Source organism: Streptomyces sp. NPDC051364, assembly GCF_040682115.1.
Taxonomy (GTDB): domain Bacteria; phylum Actinomycetota; class Actinomycetes; order Streptomycetales; family Streptomycetaceae; genus Streptomyces.
This window is the reverse complement of the sequence record NZ_JBFBAH010000004.1, coordinates 130,889-149,771: the sequence shown is the minus strand read 5'-3', so window position 1 is coordinate 149,771 and position 18,883 is coordinate 130,889. Positions and strand designations below refer to the sequence as shown.

Here is an 18,883-nt window from a genome sequence, read left to right as displayed (position 1 = left end):
CCACTAGGTTTTGGAAAAGTGACCTGAATCACGCCCTCGCGAGGCCGGAAATGACAGCGCCTAGGGTGGGCGGCATGGCACAGGACAAGGAGCGGACCGCCCCGAAGGCCACCGGCCGCGGGACCTACGCGGTGGGCGACGCCCGCCGCGCGAAGATCCTCGACACCGCGGTGGAGCACTTCGCGCAGTGGGGCTTCCACGCCTCCTCGCTCGCCCGCATCGCCAACGACTGCGGGATCACCCAGGGCGGGCTGCTGCACCACTTCCGCAGCAAGGAGGACCTGCTCCTGTCGGTGCTGGCGCAGAGCGAGCAGCACGACGTGGAGCGCCTGTTCAGCGGGCCGGAGGAGTCCGTCGCCGCGTACTACGCCACCGTCGTCGCCCTGGCCGCGGACAACGCCCGCCGGCCCGGCCTCGTACGGATGTACAACACGCTGGTCGGCGAATCCGGCAACGCCGGCCACCCCGCGCACGAGTACTTCACGGAGCGCTACGCCCGGGTGCTTGCCCACAACGTCCGGCTGCTGGAGGCGGGCGTCGCCCGCGGCGAGCTCCGGCCCGGCACCGACTGCGAGGCCGTGGCCCGCGAGACCCTCGCCGTCATGGACGGTCTGCAGATCCAGTGGGTCCTGGCCCCCGAGGCCGTGGACATGCCGAACCGGCTGCACGGATACCTCGACCGGCAACTGCGCGGGATCTCGGCGTCGGGAACGGGCCTGCCGGACACCCCCTAGGGCTGCTCCGGCTGCTGTGTCATCAGGTGTGCTGGTGCGCTCGTGTGCCGGGCGGCATCTGCGGTGCGGGCGGCACCTGCGGTGCGGGCGGGTCATCGGGGATCGGCCGGAGCGGAGGACAACCCTCGCCGTGTCCCTTGCGGCAGTCCTGCCCATGAGGCTCGTCACCGGCGAGGCAGGTGAAATCCGGAGCAGCCGCCACCACGGCCTTGGCCGGAAGCGGTGAGGCCTGGGCGGTGAATCCCCCCACGGCGAGAACCTGGGACAACGCAGCCGCGGCGAGGACGGGGAGCATGCGCGCAACCACGTTCGAACGTCTGCGATACATGGGCCGCGACCTTTCCCGCGGGGCGTCCCGGCAGACCTCTGTTGCCGTAGTCGCTCTTCCTTCAGTCAATGCCGCGACCTGGGGAAAGTCAAAGCAGCCCTGCCGAGCCGGACCACCCCGGGCCGGACCACCCCGAGCCTGCCTACCCCGCCTCGAACGGGGGCAGTTCGTCCAGCACGCTCTGCAGGCCCGGCGTCAGCGACCCCTGCTCGGCGGCCACCTCGTAGCCGCCGTGCACGAAGGTGTAGGAGAACCCGTCGAAGATCGTCGCCCCGCCCTTCGGGACCCGGGGCAGGTGCGCGAAGTCCGCCTGCCGGAGCGCGGCGCGCAGCTTCTCGACCCGGTCCGCGGGCAGCTTCCCGGTGCCGGCCGGGCGCGCCTGCCCGTCCAGCCGGGTCCACGAGCCGTCGCCCTTGACCAGCAGAGTGCTCGTCCTCCCGGCGAACCCCCCGGTCCGCGTGACTGCGACCAGGCGCTCCAGCGCCGAGGAGGGCCCCGGGGGAACGGGCACGGACGAGGCCGTCGGCGTACTCGTCGGCTGCTGCCCCGGCGGCTCGGCGGTCGCGCTCGAACCGGGTCCGGGGGACGGCTGCGCCGAAGCGGACGCAGTATTGCTGCTGCTCCCGCCGCCGGAGGGACTCGCGGTCGCCTTGTCGTCCGACCCGCCGTCCCCCGACCCGCACCCGCTCAGGACCACCGCACCCAGCAGCACCCCAGCCACCGCTCGTAACGCGCGCACACCCCACCTCCGCAGGTCTTCGGGCCGACCCCGAGTATGGAGTCGGCACCACCCGTACGGATAGCACCAGGAGGACGACATCCGCCGCATCGCCGCCTGGCGCCGGCTGCCGCCGCTGCTCGCCCTCCTCCTCGGCCTCTGGGGCCTGGAGCGCGGCGGCGCGGGCGGCCCCGCCGGCATGTGGCGCGACGAGTCCGTCACCTGGCAGGTCGCGCACCGGCCGCTCGGCGGGCTCTGGGAACTGCTCGGGCAGGTCGACGCCGTGCACGGGCTGTACTACCTGCTGATGCACGCGGTCTTCCAGGTCTGGGACGGCGGCGGGCCGGAGGCCGGCGGCCTGTGGGCGCTGCGCCTGCCCTCCGTCGCCGCCACCGCCCTCGCGGCCGCCGGGGTTGCCGCCGTTGCCCACCGGCTCGCGGGGGAGCGGGCCGCACTGTGCTCCGGCGTGGCCTACGCCGTGCTGCCGCCTGTGCAGATGTACGCCCAGGAGGGCCGCTCGTACGCCCTCGTCGCGGCGGCCGTGGTGTGGGCGACGTACCTGATGCTGCGCGAGCGGTGGGTCGCGTACGCCGTGGTCCTGCTGCTCGGCTGCTGGCTGCACGAGTTCGCCGTACTGGCCCTGCTCGCGCACGGGGTCAGCGCCTGGCGTTCGCGCGGCTGGCGGTGGAGCGCCGCGGTGGTGGCGGCCCTGCTGCTGCCGCTGGGCGTGGTGAGCGCCCGCCAGGCGGAGCAGCAGCTGGGCTGGCTCGGGCGGCCGAGCTGGCAGGACTGGGCGGCGTACGGGGTGGTCGCGGTCGCGGTGCTGCTGCTCGCGCGGGGCGCCTCGGTACCGCGGGAGCTCGTACGTGTGGCGGTGCCGCTGGCCCTGCTGCCGCCCGGGCTGCTGATGGCGGTCTCCCTCGTCCACCCCTGGTACGTCGACCGGTACGTGCTCTACGCGCTGGCCGGGCTCGCCCTGCTCGCGGGGACCCGGCTGGCGGCGGCGCGGGGGTGGTGGCCGTGGCTGCTGGTGGCCGCCCTGCTGGTGCCGTTCGGGTGGTGGTCGGTGTGGCTGCGGACCCCGGAGAGCCGTAAGGACGACGTGCTCGCGGTGGCCGCCGCCGTTCGGGAACGGGCCCGGCCGGGGGACGCCGTGCTGTTCATGCCGTCGCGGCGGCGCGAGTGGCTGCTGTCCTCGCCGGAGGTGTACGGGAGCCTGCGCGACCTGGCCCTGGCCCGCACCCCGGCGGCTTCGCACAGCCTCCAGGGCGCGGAGCTCCCGACCGCGGAGATCTGGACCCGCCTGGTGGATGCCCCGCGGGTGGTGGCCCTGCTGGACCCGGCAGGCCAGCCGCTGGACCCGTACCCCCGCGAGGCGGTCAAACGCCAGACGCTGGCCTCGCACTTCGACCTCTGCTCGGTGGACGAGGTCCGGGGCGCCCGGATCGCGGTCTACGCGCAGCCGGGGCGCTGCCGCCCGTAAGCGGATGCGGCGGTTTCCTACATGCCGGAGAGCGCCAGTACCCGGCGGACGGCCTCGGCCACCGGGACTCCGACCTCGCCGACCAGCTGGGCGACGCCGGAGATGCGTCCCAGCGCCCGGCGGAACGCCCCGCGCTCCACGTCGTCCTCGGTGAGGGTGTCCAGGGACTCGTCCAGGTCCGCGCGGTCGCCCTCCGGAACGCGTCCCCGCAGCACCTGGATCAGGCTGATGAGCTCCTGGAGGGCCGCCTGCGGGTCCTGCGGCGCATTGTTCTGCGTGCCGATCTTGCCGATGTTGTTCGTCCCGTAGACCTGGAACTTGTCGCCGACCTGCCCGATCCGGAAGTCCTCGTTGCCGGTCAATTGCCCACCTTCCCGATGTTGCCCCTGCCGAAGACGTTGAAGTTGTCGCCGATCTGGCCGATGTAGTTGTTGACTTGCTGATGGAAGCTGGCCTGCGGGTTGTCGATCGCTTCCATGATCATGCGGACGAGGTCGTGGACGAGCGCCAAGTCGTTGGTGACGAGCGCGGTGTTCGGCGTGCCCGCGGTCTCGATCACCAGCGCGTAGTACGTCTTCGCCAGGATGACGCCGCCCAGTTGCACCACGAGGAGGCCGAGCAGCACGAGCGCGCCGAGCGCCGCCGCGTCCTGGTACCCGTTCGGGAGCACGACGAGGGCGACGACCGCCAGGACGATCACGGTCACGACGGATTTCATGAAGCGTGCGATCGCCTGCCCGCGCGGGGGGTCGACCTTGACCGTGGTCGCCCGGGCGATGTTGTTCAGCGGATACGCCTCCGCGCCGATCCAGAGGACTCTTCGGCTGACGGTGACATCGGTCGCGACACTCCTGGCCATACGGCTCCCCCTAAGCCTTGGTGTAGGGCACAGGATCCTCGTCAACTCACTTCCCAGCAAGCCGCTTTGCAAGAGCGCGGGGCCCTCGTAGGAGGATGTGTGCGACGGCCCGCTTCGTCTTCGGGCCCGCCGACGCACTCGGAGGTGCCGTATGACCACGTCCCGCTCTGCCGACGCCGTTGCTGCTGCTGCCGCCCTGCCCGGACCGCTGGTCGGAGCCGACTGGCTGGCCGCCCGGCTGGGCGAGCCGGGGCTCGTCGTGTTCGACGCCTCCGTCGGCGCCCACCGCGGTGCGGACCGGCGGATCCCGGGCGCGCGGCCCTTCGACCTCGACGGCGCCCTGTCCGACCACGACGCGCCCGCCCCGCACACCATGCCCCGGGCCGCCGCGTTCGAGGAGGCGATACGCGCGCTCGGCGTCGACGACACCAGCACCGTCGTCGTCTACGACGGCGCCGGCATCTACTCCAGCGCGCGGGCCTGGTGGATGCTGCGCGCCATGGGCTTCGACCGGGCCGCCGTCCTCGACGGCGGGCTGCCTGCGTGGACCGCCGCCGGGCTGCCCGTCGAGGCGTGCGGTCCTGCGTACGAGGGCCCGCGCGGATCGTTCACGGCCCGGCCGCGGACGGGGCTGCTGGTGGACGCCGATGCGGTCGGGGCGGCCCTCGCAGATCCGGCGGCGGTCGTACTGGACGCCCGTACGCGCGAACGCTTCACCGCCGCCGCCCCGGAACCGCGGGCGGGGCTGCGCGGGGGCCACATGCCGGGCGCGGTGAACCTGCCGTTCGGGGACCTCCAGCGGGACGGCGGCCTGATGCGGCCCGCCGGGGAACTCCGCGAGGCCTTCGCCGCGTTGACCGGAGACCGGGAGCGGCTGTACTTCAGCTGCGGCTCGGGAGTGACGGCGTGCGTCCTGGCCCTGGGCGCCTCGCTGGCCGGCTACTCCTCCCTGGCGGTGTACGACGGCTCGTGGACGGACTGGGCCATGCGCCCGGAGCGGCCCGCAGTCACGGGCCGACGGGGGCAGTTCTTCGGAGCGTCCGAGGACCGGTTCACCGGGCCCACGACGGGCGACGAGCGGGTCATGCTCACCGACGTCCTGGGAGCGCAGCGCGCGAGCTGGAGCTGAAGTGCGCCGGCCTGGAGGCGGGGCCCCTGTCCCTGCGGTCGGTGGAGCCGTCCACGCTCTCGCTGCTCGGCCTGGTCCGGCACCTTGCCGAGGTGGAGCGCCGCTGGTTCCGCCAGGTCCTGGCCGGGCAGGAGGCGCCGGCCCTGTTCTCGTCGGCGGCGGACCCGGACGGCGACTTCGACGGGGCCGGCTCCGGCCCGGCCGCCGTCGCGGCGGCTTGGGAGGCCTGGCGGGACGAGGTGGCGTTCGCGGAGTCGTTCACGGCCGCCGCGCCCGACCTGGACGTGGAGGGCGAGGACGAGGCGTGGCGGGGGAAGGTGTCGCTGCGCTGGGTGCTGATCCACATGATCGAGGAGTACGCCCGCCACAACGGCCACGCGGACCTGCTGCGCGAGCGGATCGACGGAGCGATCGGCATCTGAGCCCGGCCGGCGGGGGATAACCCCACCCCGAGGCCGGGTACGGCCCCCATCGGCAGACGCCCGGCGGCGCACCAAAGTAATACGCATGCCTTCCCCCATCACGTCATTCCGCTTCAGCCGGACGGTGGTTGTCGCCCTCGCCGCCGGATTGCTGCTCTCCGGCTGCACCTTCGAGGACACCGAGCAGAAGACGGCGACCGCCGACGCGACGGTCGCCGAGGCCGTCACGGCGGTCGAGGTGAAGGACGCCCGGCGCGGCTCCATCGAGGTGACCCCCGGCACCGGCCCGGGGGTCACGATCCACCGGACGGTCCACTACCGGGGCGACGAGGCACCGAAGCCGGCCCAGCGGGTCTCGGGAGGCGTCCTCACGTTCACGGAAGGCTGCTCCGACGCCTGCTCCATCGACTACCGCCTGGAGGTCCCCGCCTCGGCCACGGTCAAGCTGGAGAGCAGCAGCGGCAACGTCACGGTGGCCGGTGTGGCGGCGGCCGACCTCGCCTCTTCCTCCGGCGACGTGAAGGCCGAGGGCATCGCCGGTCCGCTGAAGGTCCGTACGTCGTCGGGGTCGGTCACTGCCACCGGCCTGGCCGGCCCGACTGCGGATGTCCGCGCCTCCTCGGGCGACGCCCGGCTCGTGTTCACGAAGCCGCCGGCCTCGGCGACGGCGGAAACCAGCTCGGGCGACGTCACGCTGACCGTCCCGCAGGCCCCGTACGAGATCACGACGGCCACCACGTCGGGCAACCAGGACACCCTCCCCACCACCCCGAAGGCCCCGTCCCACCTCTCGATCCACACCACTTCGGGCGACATCCGCATCACCCCGGCGGGCTGACCGCCGCTGCGGGTCTTCCAGGCGCAGCCGCCGGCGGAATCCGTGTTCGCCCGGGGCGAACGGGTGTTGGGGAACATTGGGGGGCGCACATGCATTGAGTCGGCATAGCTCAACTTCACTGCCGGAGGGAAGATCATGGCTTCGACGCCCGTAACGCTCACCCTGCCCGTGCTGCCGCTCGACGACGAGGTCGTGCTGCCTGGGATGGTCGTTCCGCTGGACCTGTCCGATGCCGAGGTACGGGGGGCCGTCGAGGCTGCCCAGGCGGCGGTCCGGAGCGGGAAGCCCCGGGTGCTGCTCGTGCCGCGGGTCGACGGGAAGTACGCCGGCACCGGTGTGCTCGGGACCGTCGAGCAGGTGGGGCGGCTCTCCGACGGGGATCCCGGGGCGCTCATCCGCGGTGTCGGCCGCGTCCGGATCGGGGCCGGGACCACCGGGCCCGGGGCGGCGCTCTGGGTCGAGGGCGAGAGCGTCGACGAGAGACTGGCCGATCCGCTGCCGGGGTCGGTGACCGAGCTCGTCAAGGAGTACAAGGCGCTCGCCACCAGCTGGCTCAAGAAGCGCGGGGCCTGGCAGGTCGTGGACCGGGTCCAGCAGATCGAGGGGGTTTCGGCTCTTGCCGACAACTCCGGGTACTCGCCGTTCCTGACCGTGGCCCAGAAGGTCGAGCTGCTCGAGACCGCCGACCCCGTGGCACGCCTCAAGCTGGCCATCTCCTGGCTCCGCGACCACCTCGCCGAGCAGGACGTCGCCGAGTCCATCGCCAAGGACGTGCAGGACGGCGTCGAGAAGCAGCAGCGCGAGTTCCTGCTGCGCCGCCAGCTGGAAGCCGTACGCAAGGAACTGCGCGAGATCAACGGGGAGAAGGACGGCGAGGAGTCCGACGACTACCGGGCCCGCGTCGAGGGCGCCGACCTCCCCGAGAAGGTACGGGAGGCCGCGCTCAAGGAGGTCGACAAGCTGGAGCGGTCCAGCGACCAGTCCCCGGAGGGCTCCTGGATCCGCACCTGGCTGGACACCGTGCTGGAACTGCCGTGGAACGAGCGCACCGAGGACGAGTACGACATCCGCGGGGCCCGGGCCGTCCTCGACGCCGAGCATGCCGGGCTGAGCGACGTGAAGGACCGCATCACCGAGTACCTCGCCGTGCGCAAGCGGCGTTCCGAGCGAGGCATGGGCGTCATCGGCGGCCGGCGGGGCGGAGCCGTACTGGCGCTCGTCGGGCCGCCCGGCGTCGGCAAGACCTCCCTGGGGGAGTCCGTCGCGCACGCCATGGGGCGCAAGTTCGTACGCGTCGCCCTCGGCGGCGTCCGCGACGAGGCCGAGATCCGCGGCCACCGGCGTACGTACGTCGGCGCGCTGCCCGGCCGGATCGTACGGGCCATCAAGGAAGCCGGGTCCATGAACCCGGTCGTCCTGCTCGACGAGATCGACAAGGTCGGGTCGGACTTCCGCGGGGACCCGGCGGCCGCACTGCTGGAGGTGCTCGACCCCGCCCAGAACCACACCTTCCGGGACCACTACCTGGAGGTCGAGCTGGACCTGAGCGACGTCGTCTTCCTGGCCACCGCCAACGTCCTGGAATCCATCCCCGAGGCGCTCGCCGACCGCATGGAGCTCGTCCGGCTCGACGGCTACACCGAGGACGAGAAGGTCGTCATCGCCCGCGACCACCTGCTGCCGCGCCAGCTGGAGCGGGCCGGTCTCGGCGCCGAGGAAGTCGTCCTGGAGGAGGATGCGCTGCGCAGGCTGGCCGGCGAGTACACCCGCGAGGCCGGCGTGCGCACCCTGGAGCGGTCCATCGCGCGGCTGCTGCGCAAGGTGGCCTCCCAGCACGAGCTGGGGGAGCGGGAGTTGCCGCTGCGCATCGGCGCCGACGAGCTGCGGGGGCTCATCGGGCGCCCGCACCACGTCCCGGAGTCCGCACAGGACCCCGCCGAGCGGCGCACCGCCGTCCCCGGCGTGGCCACCGGGCTCGCGGTGACCGGCGCGGGCGGCGACGTCCTGTTCGTCGAGGCCTCGCTGGCCGATCCCGAGACGGGGGCGGCCGGGCTCACCCTGACCGGGCAGCTCGGCGACGTGATGAAGGAGTCCGCGCAGATCGCGCTCAGCTTCCTGCGCTCGCACGGCGCGGAGCTCGAGCTCCCGGTCGCCGACCTGAAGGACCGGGGCGTGCACATCCACTTCCCGGCCGGCGCGGTCCCGAAGGACGGGCCGAGCGCAGGCATCACGATGACGACGGCGCTGGCCTCGCTGCTGTCGGGCCGGCAGGTCCGGACCGACGTGGCCATGACCGGCGAGGTCTCGCTGACCGGGCGCGTCCTGCCCATCGGCGGGGTCAAGCAGAAGCTGCTCGCCGCGCACCGGGCGGGCCTGACCACCGTGATCATCCCGAAGCGGAACGAGGCAGACCTGGACGACGTCCCGTCCGAGGTGCTGGAGGGGCTGGAGGTGCACCCGGTGACGGACGTACGCCAGGTCCTGGAACTGGCGCTCAGTCAGGCGGAGGCCGTGGTCGCCGCGGCCGCCTGATCCCGGCCCGGTACCGCCTGGCGCACGTGTGTACGGCCCGGGTCCCCTCTACGGCGGGGTCCCGGGCCGTCGCCGTACCCGCTGCGAAATACTGGTGCCTCAGGACACCACCGATGGGAGCGGACGTGCACGGTAGTGAAGACCAGGAGTTCCTTGCGCTGGAGCGGGAGCTGTCCGTCTTCCTCCGGCGCGCCAGGGCCTCCTCCGGGGAGATGGCGCGCGCCCTGCACCCCGAGCTGGAGCCCGCCGCGTACGGGCTCCTCGTCCGCCTGGAGGCCGCGGGCCGACAGCGGGCCACCGAGCTCGCCGCGTACTTCGGGGTCGGCAAGGCCACCATGAGCCGGCAGCTGCGGGCGCTGGAGGTGCTGGGGCTGGTGGCGCGTGAACCGGACCCGGCGGATGGCCGGGCCTTCCTGGTCGGGCTCACGGACGAGGGGCGGGAGCGGTTCCTGCGGGTGCGGGGGGCCCGGCGCGAGCAGTACATGCGCAAGCTTGCCGACTGGGACCGGGGGGAGGTCGCGGAACTGGCGCGGCTTCTCAACCAGTTGAACCAGGGCGGGGAGTAGCCCCCCGGGGGCCGAAGCAGCAGCAGCTACAGCTCCGCGTACGCGGCCGAGGCGTCGTCGTGGCGTTTGCCGCGGGCGAGGGGGCGGGACGGGTCGGATTCCAGGGTGCGGACCCGGCCGATCAGGCCCTGCGCGCCCTCCTTCCGGAGCACGGCCAGGCACTGCGCCCAGTCGCCCTCCCGGAACGTGTCCGTCCACCGGCTCGCCCCGTCCGTGAGCGCCGCCAGCGCCCGCACCCGCTCGCGCGGGGTCCGGCCCGTCACCGCGCGGGCGGCCACCGCCGGGTCGGCGGCCGCCGTGAAGAAGCCGCCCTCCGCATTGCGCAGCGCGTCCGCCGAGGTCTGCGTGCGCAGCAGCTCGCGCGGGATCCGGTCCAGCCGGTCGTCGAGCACCGGCGTCACCTCGCCCCCGGGCGCCTCGAGGAGCAGTACGGAATCCGAGAGCACGAGGTGCTCCACGGACGCCTCGTCCCAGCGCGCCATCACCACGGTCGCCTGCGGGGTCCGTACGTGAGAAAGGTCACAGGTGTCGCGGTGTGCGTCGGCGGTGTCGCGGATCGCCTCCGCCAGGATCCCGTCCAGCGGCATGTCACGCCGCGATCCGGACAGTTCGGTCAATCGGCCCCCGAGCCGGGCCGCGAACCAGGGCACGCCGTGCGTGCACCCCACCTCGCCGCTCGGCGGGGTGACCCCGTCCAGGGCGACCAGGACTCCGCCGCCCGCAGCGGGTATCGCCGCCGATAGCCAGTCCTCGTTGGGGCGTTCCGGGTTGCCGGGGGCCGAGGCGAGGTCGATGCGCATGCGGACATTCTGCCCGCCCCGCAGGGGCCCGGTGGCCGCGATGCACCGAAAAGTCCGTACCAATGCAGAACCGACGGGACTGCCGCCACCCGCCCGTCGTCCGAGGCGCTCCACGGCCCCCCGGCGGGATGTGGGCGGGCATAGTGCCAAAGCCCCCATCGATCTTTCAACCACCCGCCCATGACTGCCCTCTGGTGGCGCCCCGCCGAGTTGGTTGCCAACTCATCCGTGATGTTCACTCGTTCGAGTGGCCGGGTGGGCGATGTCAGGCTCTCTCCCCAACACGCTGCAAAGGTCTGAGGCGGTACGAGGGGGCAGGGGGCGTTTACTTGTTGACCGGCCGTTACCTCGGCCACACGAGTAGACGAGCACGAGCACACGTACAGGATTGCGAGCACCGGTGCAGAAGAAGCGGTCTCGGAAGAACGGCACCGCCGTCGACGGACCCGCCCCCGCAGGACGCCGCGTCCGCGTGCGCAGCAGGCTCGTCCTCGGCGTCGCCGTCGCCGGCCTCACCGTCCTCGCGGCCGGCACCCCAGCCGTGGTCTCCGCGACACGGGAGCTGAACGACTCCCAGCAGCTGGTCACGCTCGCCGAGCAGACCCAGCACACCCTCACCCTCGCGCACCTCCTCGCCGACGAGCGCGACGCCGTCGTCGAGTACGTGGCCAAGGGGCGCCCCGGCGCACAGGCGAAGGGCCCCGTCCAGGAGCGCACCGCGCTCACCGACCGCCAGCTCGCCGAGGTCCGGAACGAGGCCGACGAGCCGCTCGCCCTCGCCCTCGGCCGAGTCCAGGCCGTCCGCAGCGAGGCCGTCGACGGCAAGGGCAGCGCCCTCGCCGCCCACCAGGCCTACGCGGGCGTCATCGCGGAACTGCTCGCCCCGGGCGACCGGCTCGCCGAGCTGACCCCGCCGCGGGCCGGCGCCGCCCTCGCCACCAACCGCCCGCTGGCCCCCCTCGGCCAGGCCGTGGAACAGGCCTCGGCCACCCGTGGACTGCTGCTCGCCGCGCTGGCCGTCCCCCGCGGCGAGCAGCCCCCGAACTCCGCGGTCGTGGACGAACTGACCACCGCCGCCCAGCGGGCCCGCGTACGGGAGCAGGCCGCCCTCGACGACTTCACCCGGGTCGCGCGGCCCGACGTACGGCAGACCCTCGCCGCCACCGTCACCGGCCCCGAGGTCAAGACGGCCGACGACCACCTCAAGCGGCTCACCGAGCGGCCCACGCTGTCCTCCGCCGACCGCAAGCTCGACGGCGCCACCGTCGCCCCCGCGCTCACCGCCCGCATCGACCGCATGCGGTCCGTGGAGTCCACCCTCGCCGGGCAGCGGGCCACCGCGCTCGCCACCCTGCGCGACGACGACGTGACCCGGCTCGAGATGCTGGTCGCGGTCCTCGGCCTGCTGTTCCTGGTCGCCGTCGGCTTCTCGACGGCCGTGGCCCGCTCGCTGACCCGGCCGCTGTCCGTCCTGCGCCGCGGCGCGGCCCGGCTGGCGACCCCGGAGGGCTCGGTGGAGCCGGTCCGCTTCACCGGCCGCAACGACGAGTTCGCCGAGGTCGTACGCCACCTCAACGCGGTCCGCGACCAGACTGTCTCCCTGCACACCCGCATCGCCGGCCTCGACGCCGACGCGCGCCGGCTCATCGGCCGCAACGAGGCGCTGAGCTCGGGCCGTGAGGCGCTGGAGGCGGAGCTGACGCAGCTGCGGGCCGGCCTCGAAGAGCACCGCCGCATCATGTCGACGACGTCGGTCTCACTGTCTCTGCGCACGCTGGGGCTGGTCGAGCGCCAGCTCGCGGTCATCGAGGAGCTGGAGTCCAAGGAACAGGACCCGGACCGGCTGGCGACCCTGTTCAAGATGGACCACCTGGCGACGGTCATGCGCCGCCACAACGAGAACCTGCTGGTCCTGGCCGGACAGGAGCACGGCCACGGCGCCGGCGCCCCGGTCCCGCTGGTGGACGTCATGCGGGCCGCGGTCAGCGAGATCGAGCGCTACGAGCGCGTCGAGCTGGCGGCGCTGCCCCCGTTCACCCAGGTCGCGGGGCACGCGGCCGACGACATCTCGCACGTGCTCGCCGAGCTGCTGGAGAACGCGACGACGTTCTCGCCGCCCGAGGCCAAGGTGAGGGTCTCCGGGTGGCTGCTCGACTCGGGTGACGTGGTGCTGTCCGTCGTGGACGAGGGCATCGGCGTCACCGGCGACCGGCTGGAGGCGCTGAACGCCCGGCTGGCCACGCCCGAGGCGTACGACGAGGAGCCGGAAGCGGAACACGGCCTGGGCCTCGGCCTGTACGTGGCGGGGCGCCTCGCGGCCCGGCACGGGGTCACCGCGGAGCTGCGCGCGGGGCGGCACGGCGGCACGGAGGCCCTGGTGGTCGTCCCGGCGTCGCTGCTCCCGGCCACCCCGCCCAGCTCGCCGGTGCACACCTTCGCCACGCCGGGCGTGCCGGAGCTCCGGCTGCCGGGCGTGATCGCCGAGGCGAACGAGAACACCATCCCGCCCCGCAGGGTGCCTCCGGCGGTGGAACGGGACGCGGAGCCCCGGGCCGAGGCCGCCCCCGCCCCCGAGCTCACGCCCGACCCCTTCCAGGACCTGGGCCCGGAGGCGGACGCCGAGCTCCTGCGAAGCATGGAGTGGGACACCGCCGGGGGGCTGGAGCCCGACGCGGATGCGGATGCGCTGCTCGGCGAGGCCACGGCCGCCGCCGAGGCGTCGCTCCACGCCGCGGAGCCGGTCCCGGACCCGGGTTCGGGCGTGGCTGCCGACGCGGATGCGGGTCCGGGCGGGGCCACCGGCGCCACCGCCGAGGTTTCGGGCGCGGACCTGGCCCCGGACTTCGGGCCGGATCTGGCCGGGGGGCTGGAGCCCGATGCGGAGCTGCACGCCCTGGCCGTGGACGGTGGGCTGCCGCCCGCCGATCAGGTGTTCACCGTGGCGGGCCCGGCTGCAGAGGTCCCGGTCGAGCGGGATCCCGGCGACGAGCTCCTCGCGCGGGTCGTCCCCGACGCGGGACCGGATGCCCTCGCGGGGTCCGACCCCGACCCGGTGACCGCCGACCAGCTGCCCGATGCCGGCCCGCGGGCCGACGTACCGGAACAACGACTGCCGCTCCCCGGGCAGACCGCCACCGCCGTCGCCCCCGACGGCCCGGCGGAGCCCCACCGGCGCGCACCCGACGAGGCCGACTGGGTCCCCCGCCAGGGGAGCCACCCCGACGCGGGACCCGAGGGCGTCACCGACAAGGGGCTGCCCAAGCGGACCCCGCGCACGGTGCCCGCGCGTCGCCCCGAGGCCGTACGGCCGCCCGAGCCGGCGCGCCGCGTCGACGCCGACGAGCTGCGCCGACGGCTCGGCGGCTTCTACCAGGGGACGCGGGACGGACGGCGCGTCGTGGCCGCCGAGCTCGCAGAGGACACCGACCAGGGGGACACCGCACAGGAGGCACGCACATGACCGCGCCCAGTACGTACGGACTGAGCACCCAGGCCCGCAACCTGCAGTGGCTGCTGACCGACCTGGTCGAGGAGGTGCCCGGCGTCAACTCCGTCGCCGTCGTGTCCTCGGACGGGCTCCTGCTGCTGTCCTCCGACCCCGGAGGAGCCGCCGGCGAGAGCCCCGCGCGCACCAAGGGCCCGCGCGGCGCCTCCGCCGACCTGGCCACCATCGTCTCCGGCCTCGGCAGCCTCACCACCGGCGCCGCCGAGCTCATGGACGGCGGCGCGGTCAAGCAGACGATGGTCGCGATGGAGTACGGCTCCGTCTTCGTCATGGCCATCAGCGACGGCTCGCTCCTCGGCGTGCACGCCACCCCCGACTGCGACATGAGCGTGGTGGCGTACCACATGGCCCTGTTCGTCGGCCGCGCCGGCCACGTCCTGACCCCCGAAGTCCGCAGCGAGCTGCGCCAGTCGATGGAGAAGACCCCGTGAGGAGTACGGCCTCGGCGTCGGCGTCCGCGTCCGACCGGCTGCCGATACGCGGAGCCGACCGCCGGCCCGCCCGCGTCCGCCCGTACTCCCTCACGGGCGGCCGCACCCGCTTCACGCAGGTCCTGCACGTGGAGACGTTCGTCGCCGCCCTCGACACCCGGGCGTCGCAGCCGCAGATACCCGGCGACGGCGTGCCCGGCGACGGCGTGCCCGACGACCGCATACCCGACGACTGCATACCCGACGACCGCATGCCCGAGATGCCGGCGATCGTCGAGGTCTGCCGCCGCATGCGCACCATCGCCGAGATATCCGCGCTGCTGAAGCTGCCGCTCGGGGTGGTCCGCGTCCTGGTCAGCGACCTCGCCGACCAGGGACGGATACGCGTCTACGGGACGGGGCACGGCCCCGGGCGCCCCGAACGCGCGCTGCTGGAAAGGGTGCTCAGTGGTCTTCGCCGTCTCTGACCCGGTCACCTCGGTGGACGACGAGCCCGTCCAGCCCTGGCAGTACGACCGCTCGCGCGCACCCGTCGCTGTCAAGGTGCTGGTCGCGGGCGGCTTCGGCGTCGGCAAGACCACCTTCGTGTCGTCCGTCTCCGAGATCACACCGCTGCGCACCGAGGCGGTGATGACCCAGGCCAGCCTCCCGACGGACGATCTGTCGGCCACGCCGGACAAGAGCACCACCACCGTCGCGATGGACTTCGGCCGCATCACCCTCGACGACGACCTCGTGCTGTACGTGTACGGGACCCCGGGCCAGGAGCGGTTCTGGTTCATGTGGGACGACCTGGTGCGCGGCGCCATCGGCGGGATCGTGCTGGCCGACACGCGGCGGCTGGGTGACTGCTTCCCGGCCCTCGACTACTTCGAGAGCTGCGGGCTGCCGTACTCCGTCGCCGTCAACCACTTCGAGGGCTCGCACGCGTACGAGCCGGAGGACGTGCGCGAGGCGCTGACCATCCCGCCGCACGTGCCGGTGGTGATCATGGACGCGCGGCGCCGGGACACGGTCGTCGCCTCCCTGCTGACGCTGGTGGGCCACGCGCTGGACGCGACCCCCGAATAGCTCTGTAGCTCTGTAGCTCTGTAGCTCTGCAGCTCCGTAGAACCGCCGAATCGCCGAACCGCTCACCCGAATCGAGAACGTGAGATGCGCAAGATACTCGTCGTGGGGGCCGGCCAGTCCGGTCTCCAGCTCGCCCTCGGTCTCCAGGCCAAGGGGTACGAGATCACCCTCATGTCCAACCGGACGGCGGACGAGATCCGCACCGGGCGGATCATGTCCACGCAGGTCATGTTCGACACGGCGCTCCAGCACGAGCGCGACCTCGGGCTGAACTTCTGGGAGCGGCAGGCCCCGCGGATCGAGGGCCTCGGCGTCTCGGTGGCCGCCCCGGACGGGCCCCCTGGCTCCGCCGGGGGGACCCCCACCCGCCCCATCGACTGGCTCGGCCGCCTCAAGGGGTACGCGCAGTCCGTGGACCAGCGCGTGAAGATGGCCGACTGGCTCGACGTCTTCGTACAGCGCGGCGGACAGCTGGTGATCCACGGCGCGTCCGTCGCCGACCTGGACTACTTCTCCCGTACCTACGACCTGGTGCTGGTCGCCGCGGGCAAGGGCGAGCTGGTGTCGATGTTCGGGCGGGACGCGGCGCGCTCCCCGTACGACGCGCCGCAGCGCGCGCTGGCCGTCTCGTACGTGCACGGGCTCGAGCCGCGCCCCGAGCACCCGGAGACGGAGGCGGTGCGCTGCAACCTGGTCCCGGGGGTGGGCGAGCTGTTCGTGATGCCCGCGCTGACCACGTCGGGGCGGGCGGACATCCTGTTCTGGGAGGGGCTCCCGGGCGGTCCGCTGGACGTGTTCCGCGGGGTGAACGACCCGGCGGAGCACCTCGCGCTCACGCTGGAGCTGATGGAGAAGTTCACGCCCTGGGAGTACGAGCGGGCGAAGAAGGCTGAGCTGACGGACGCGGGCGGCACGCTGGCCGGCCGGTACACGCCGGTCGTCCGCAACCCGATCGGGCGGCTGCCGGGCGGCGGGGTGGTGCTGGGCGTCGCGGACGTGGTCGTGGCGAACGACCCGATCACCGGCCAGGGTTCGAACTCGGCGTCCAAGTGTGCGGCCTCGTACCTGTCGTCGATCCTGATGCACGGGGACAAGCCGTTCGACGAGGCGTGGATGAAGGCGACCTTCGACAAGTTCTGGTTCACGACGGGCAAGCCGGTCACCCAGTGGACGAACGCGATGCTGGGTGTCCCGCCGGAGCACGTACTGAACCTGATCGGCGCGGCCGGGCAGCTGCAGCCGGTGGCGGACCGTTTCGCCAACGGCTTCGACAACCCGGCCGACTTCGACGCGTACTTCTACGACCCCCAGGACGCGGCGGACTACGTGGCGGAGGTCGCGTCGTCGGTGGGCGCCGCTTCGCCGGAGTAACCGCTGTCGTCGCCTGAGGCCTCGGGGATCGGCGGCGCGGTGAACTCGGCGAGCGGGGCCCCGTCGGGATCGGGCCGTACGGCTCCGAGCAGCGGATTGGCCGCGATGGGGGAGACCTTGACCTTCGCGCCGGGCCGCGGGGCCTGGATCACCTTTCCGTCGCCGACGTACAGGGCCACATGGGTGGCGGTGGGGAAGTAGACCACCAGATCGCCGGGGCGCAGCTCGTCCAGGGGCACCTTGGGGAGCTGCGCCCACTGCTCCTGGCTGGTCCGGGGAATGGACCGGCCGGCGTGCGCCCAGGCCTGTGAGGTGAGCCCGGAGCAGTCGAAGGACCCCGGCCCCTCGGCGCCCCACACGTACGGTTTGCCGATCTGCTCGGTGGCGTAGGTCAGGGCGGCGCCGCCGGCGGCCGTGGGCGTACGGGGGGTGGCGGCGAGCCGGCCGGAGTCCAGCAGCTTCCGCTGCGCGGCGGCGGTGTCGGCGGCCTCGCGGTTGCCGAGCTGGGCGAGCTGCTCGGGGCTGAGCGAGGCGAGCATCCGCTCGACCTGCTTGAGCTTGAGGTCGACCTGCTGCTTGTGCTGCTTGCGCTGCGCAGTCAGGGACTGCTGGGCGTCGAGGGACTTGCGGGCGGCGTTGGCGAGGACGTCGGCCCGGCGCTCGCTGCGGGTGAGGCGGGTCAGCACCCCCGCCCGGCGGGCGCCCTCACGGGCGGTGAGCCGGCGCTGGTCCTGGGCGGCCTGGGGGTCGCCGGTGAGCAGCATCCGGGCGTACGGGGAGAAGCCGCGGGCCCCCTGGTACTGCTCCCGGGCGATCCGCCCGGCGGCGGCCTTCTCCGCCCCGAGGGCGGTACGGGCCTTCCCGAGCGCGGCACTGAGCCGCCGCTCCTCGTCCTGGCCGGCCTCGAGCGCGGCTTCGGTGCCGTTGTAGGCCTCGGCGGCCTCTTCGGCCTGCCGATATAGCCCCCGCAGCTGCGTCAGCAACGCCCCAACCCCAGCCGCCGCGGGGGCGCCCGCCGCCCCGGGGCTCGCCGGTTCGCCGGCATCTGCCGAGCCGGTGGCCCGGGGGGCGGTGGCGTCTGCGGCGCCGGTGGTCTCCGGAGCGGTGGCGTCTGCGGCGCCGGGGCTCGGCGGGGCGGCGGCACCCGCCGAGCCGAGGCCGCGCCGGGCGGCGGTGCCGGAGGCGTCGGGGCCTTGGTGCTCGGCCGACCCTCCGGCGCCGGCGGCCCGGGGCCCGGTGGTGCCTCCGACGCCTGGAGTCCGCCGGTCGGTGGCGCCTGTGGCGCCGGGGGACTGCCGTGGGGTGGCGCTTGTGGCGCCGGCACTCTGGCGGGCGGCGGCATCCGCCGGATCGGCGGCCTCCGGGGTGATCGCGCCCCGCGCACTGAGTCCCTGCGGGGCGGTGCGACCCCTGAAGCCTGGGTTCTGCCGGGCGGCGGTGCCGGGGCCTTGGCGCTCGGCCGAGCCTCCGGCGCCGGTGGCGGTCGGCCTCTGCGGGGGGTTGGCGTTTGCCCCGCGGGCGGTGTGGCGGGTGGGGGCGTCCGTCGCACCGGGCGACTGCCGGGCGGTGGCACGGGCCGACGGGATGTCGGGGGCGGGCTTGGCGTGGGTGGCGGGGAACGGCCCGGCCGTGACGACCACGGCGGCGATGCAGGCGGCTCGGAGCAGGCGGCGTGACATGTGATCACCTCCAGGCGGCCGATGCTGCCACGCCCGGTATGACAAATCCCCCACCCGGGACGGCCAGTTCCCCACTCTCACCCCTCCGGCCCAGCACCCGCCCGCCCGCCGCTGTCCCGCGCCGCAATCGCCGGTGGGCTCGACACGGCCCCCGTTGCCGATGCGCGGAGCCTGTCCCCTACCCGCCCTTCCACCTTCCCCACCTCCCCCAGCTACCGCTGGGAGGTGCCCCCACCCGGGCTCTGCCCGAACCCGGTCCTCAAAACGCCGGACGGGTTGAAAATGGCGCTGCACGGCATCCAGCCGCCGGGGGCCACCGGCACGGGTCGCCGCCGCCCGGCGCAATCCAGCCCCGCCGGGGTTCGAGGCGCCGGGGTTCGGGGGCCGGCCCCCGACAACGGCGCCGCACCGGCGGGG

General features: G+C 73.7%; 17 protein-coding genes. 12 read left to right on the top strand and 5 right to left on the bottom strand.

Going from position 1 to position 18,883, the window contains the following annotated elements:
• Positions 1 to 74: 74 nt before the first annotated feature.
• Positions 75 to 734 carry a TetR/AcrR family transcriptional regulator gene (locus AB0M76_RS10340; RefSeq protein WP_365952474.1) on the top strand — a complete coding sequence of 220 codons (660 nt, stop codon included), beginning with the start codon at positions 75 to 77 and terminating at the stop codon, positions 732 to 734.
• Positions 735 to 1,204: 470 nt separating this feature from the next.
• Here the strand turns inward: AB0M76_RS10340 and AB0M76_RS10335 are convergent, their stop codons facing one another.
• Complete coding sequence (locus AB0M76_RS10335) at positions 1,205 to 1,801, bottom strand: hypothetical protein (RefSeq protein WP_365952473.1); 597 nt, start codon at positions 1,799 to 1,801, stop codon at positions 1,205 to 1,207.
• 178 nt (positions 1,802 to 1,979) lie between these two features.
• On the opposite strand from AB0M76_RS10335, the gene AB0M76_RS10330 reads away from it, so the two are divergent.
• Positions 1,980 to 3,263, top strand: a complete 1,284-nt coding sequence (locus AB0M76_RS10330) for a hypothetical protein (RefSeq protein WP_365952472.1) — start codon at positions 1,980 to 1,982, stop codon at positions 3,261 to 3,263.
• A 17-nt stretch (positions 3,264 to 3,280) separates the two neighbouring features.
• Here the strand turns inward: AB0M76_RS10330 and AB0M76_RS10325 are convergent, their stop codons facing one another.
• Together AB0M76_RS10325 and AB0M76_RS10320 are read right to left on the bottom strand one after the other, a co-directional pair.
• Positions 3,281 to 3,625 (bottom strand): hypothetical protein, encoded by a 345-nt coding sequence (locus tag AB0M76_RS10325; RefSeq protein WP_365952471.1) that lies wholly within the window; start codon positions 3,623 to 3,625, stop codon positions 3,281 to 3,283.
• Complete coding sequence (locus AB0M76_RS10320) at positions 3,622 to 4,122, bottom strand: DUF6232 family protein (RefSeq protein ID WP_365952470.1); 501 nt, start codon at positions 4,120 to 4,122, stop codon at positions 3,622 to 3,624. The genes AB0M76_RS10325 and AB0M76_RS10320 overlap by 4 nt, the downstream gene beginning before the upstream one ends.
• Before the next feature lie 151 nt (positions 4,123 to 4,273).
• Between AB0M76_RS10320 and AB0M76_RS10315 the strand changes: the two genes are divergently transcribed.
• The 5 genes from AB0M76_RS10315 to AB0M76_RS10295 all read left to right on the top strand — a co-directional run bounded on the left by AB0M76_RS10315 (position 4,274) and on the right by AB0M76_RS10295 (position 9,609).
• Positions 4,274 to 5,251 (top strand): sulfurtransferase, encoded by a 978-nt coding sequence (locus tag AB0M76_RS10315; RefSeq protein WP_365952469.1) that lies wholly within the window; start codon positions 4,274 to 4,276, stop codon positions 5,249 to 5,251.
• A 41-nt stretch (positions 5,252 to 5,292) separates the two neighbouring features.
• The gene (locus tag AB0M76_RS10310; RefSeq protein ID WP_365952468.1) at positions 5,293 to 5,673 is read left to right on the top strand and encodes a DinB family protein; all 381 of its coding nucleotides are present in this window, start codon (positions 5,293 to 5,295) and stop codon (positions 5,671 to 5,673) included.
• Between the two features lie 85 nt (positions 5,674 to 5,758).
• On the top strand, positions 5,759 to 6,511 hold the full coding sequence (locus AB0M76_RS10305; RefSeq protein WP_365952467.1) for a DUF4097 family beta strand repeat-containing protein: 753 nt from the start codon (positions 5,759 to 5,761) through the stop codon (positions 6,509 to 6,511).
• A 135-nt stretch (positions 6,512 to 6,646) separates the two neighbouring features.
• On the top strand, positions 6,647 to 9,043 hold the full coding sequence (gene lon / locus AB0M76_RS10300; RefSeq protein WP_365952466.1) for an endopeptidase La: 2,397 nt from the start codon (positions 6,647 to 6,649) through the stop codon (positions 9,041 to 9,043).
• Positions 9,044 to 9,168: 125 nt separating this feature from the next.
• On the top strand, positions 9,169 to 9,609 hold the full coding sequence (locus AB0M76_RS10295; RefSeq protein WP_365952465.1) for a MarR family transcriptional regulator: 441 nt from the start codon (positions 9,169 to 9,171) through the stop codon (positions 9,607 to 9,609).
• Positions 9,610 to 9,635: 26 nt separating this feature from the next.
• Here AB0M76_RS10295 and AB0M76_RS10290 read toward each other — a convergent pair whose 3' ends face one another.
• Positions 9,636 to 10,409, bottom strand: coding sequence for a protein phosphatase 2C domain-containing protein (locus AB0M76_RS10290; protein ID WP_365952464.1), 774 nt, complete (start codon positions 10,407 to 10,409; stop codon positions 9,636 to 9,638).
• Between the two features lie 400 nt (positions 10,410 to 10,809).
• Here AB0M76_RS10290 and AB0M76_RS10285 point away from each other — a divergent pair, with 400 nt between their 5' ends.
• The 5 genes from AB0M76_RS10285 to AB0M76_RS10265 all read left to right on the top strand — a co-directional run bounded on the left by AB0M76_RS10285 (position 10,810) and on the right by AB0M76_RS10265 (position 16,787).
• A complete protein-coding gene (locus tag AB0M76_RS10285; RefSeq protein WP_365952463.1) occupies positions 10,810 to 13,869 on the top strand; it encodes a nitrate- and nitrite sensing domain-containing protein in 3,060 nt (1,019 codons plus the stop codon).
• Entirely contained in the window at positions 13,866 to 14,345 is a 480-nt protein-coding gene (locus AB0M76_RS10280; protein WP_266625506.1) for a roadblock/LC7 domain-containing protein, read from the top strand. Before AB0M76_RS10285 ends, AB0M76_RS10280 begins: the two co-directional genes overlap by 4 nt.
• Positions 14,342 to 14,812: a DUF742 domain-containing protein gene (locus AB0M76_RS10275; protein WP_365952462.1), complete on the top strand. Its 471-nt coding sequence runs from the start codon at positions 14,342 to 14,344 to the stop codon at positions 14,810 to 14,812. The genes AB0M76_RS10280 and AB0M76_RS10275 overlap by 4 nt, the downstream gene beginning before the upstream one ends.
• Complete coding sequence (locus AB0M76_RS10270) at positions 14,793 to 15,416, top strand: ATP/GTP-binding protein (RefSeq protein ID WP_365952461.1); 624 nt, start codon at positions 14,793 to 14,795, stop codon at positions 15,414 to 15,416. Before AB0M76_RS10275 ends, AB0M76_RS10270 begins: the two co-directional genes overlap by 20 nt.
• Positions 15,417 to 15,500: 84 nt before the next feature.
• Positions 15,501 to 16,787, top strand: coding sequence for a styrene monooxygenase/indole monooxygenase family protein (locus AB0M76_RS10265; RefSeq protein ID WP_365952460.1), 1,287 nt, complete (start codon positions 15,501 to 15,503; stop codon positions 16,785 to 16,787).
• On the opposite strand, the gene AB0M76_RS10260 is transcribed toward AB0M76_RS10265, so the two are convergent.
• Positions 16,739 to 18,466 carry a C40 family peptidase gene (locus AB0M76_RS10260; protein ID WP_365952459.1) on the bottom strand — a complete coding sequence of 576 codons (1,728 nt, stop codon included), beginning with the start codon at positions 18,464 to 18,466 and terminating at the stop codon, positions 16,739 to 16,741. The genes AB0M76_RS10265 and AB0M76_RS10260 overlap by 49 nt on opposite strands.
• Between the last annotated feature and the right edge of the window lie 417 nt (positions 18,467 to 18,883).

Coding starts and splice junctions, on each gene's coding strand:
- AB0M76_RS10265 (WP_365952460.1), top strand. CDS start 15,501: ATGCGCAAGATACTCGTCGTGGGGGCCGGCCAGTCCGGTCTCCAGCTC.
- AB0M76_RS10280 (WP_266625506.1), top strand. CDS start 13,866: ATGACCGCGCCCAGTACGTACGGACTGAGCACCCAGGCCCGCAACCTG.
- AB0M76_RS10260 (WP_365952459.1), bottom strand. CDS start 18,466: ATGTCACGCCGCCTGCTCCGAGCCGCCTGCATCGCCGCCGTGGTCGTC.
- AB0M76_RS10290 (WP_365952464.1), bottom strand. CDS start 10,409: ATGCGCATCGACCTCGCCTCGGCCCCCGGCAACCCGGAACGCCCCAAC.
- AB0M76_RS10305 (WP_365952467.1), top strand. CDS start 5,759: ATGCCTTCCCCCATCACGTCATTCCGCTTCAGCCGGACGGTGGTTGTC.
- AB0M76_RS10315 (WP_365952469.1), top strand. CDS start 4,274: ATGACCACGTCCCGCTCTGCCGACGCCGTTGCTGCTGCTGCCGCCCTG.
- AB0M76_RS10320 (WP_365952470.1), bottom strand. CDS start 4,122: ATGGCCAGGAGTGTCGCGACCGATGTCACCGTCAGCCGAAGAGTCCTC.
- AB0M76_RS10340 (WP_365952474.1), top strand. CDS start 75: ATGGCACAGGACAAGGAGCGGACCGCCCCGAAGGCCACCGGCCGCGGG.
- AB0M76_RS10330 (WP_365952472.1), top strand. CDS start 1,980: ATGTGGCGCGACGAGTCCGTCACCTGGCAGGTCGCGCACCGGCCGCTC.
- lon (WP_365952466.1), top strand. CDS start 6,647: ATGGCTTCGACGCCCGTAACGCTCACCCTGCCCGTGCTGCCGCTCGAC.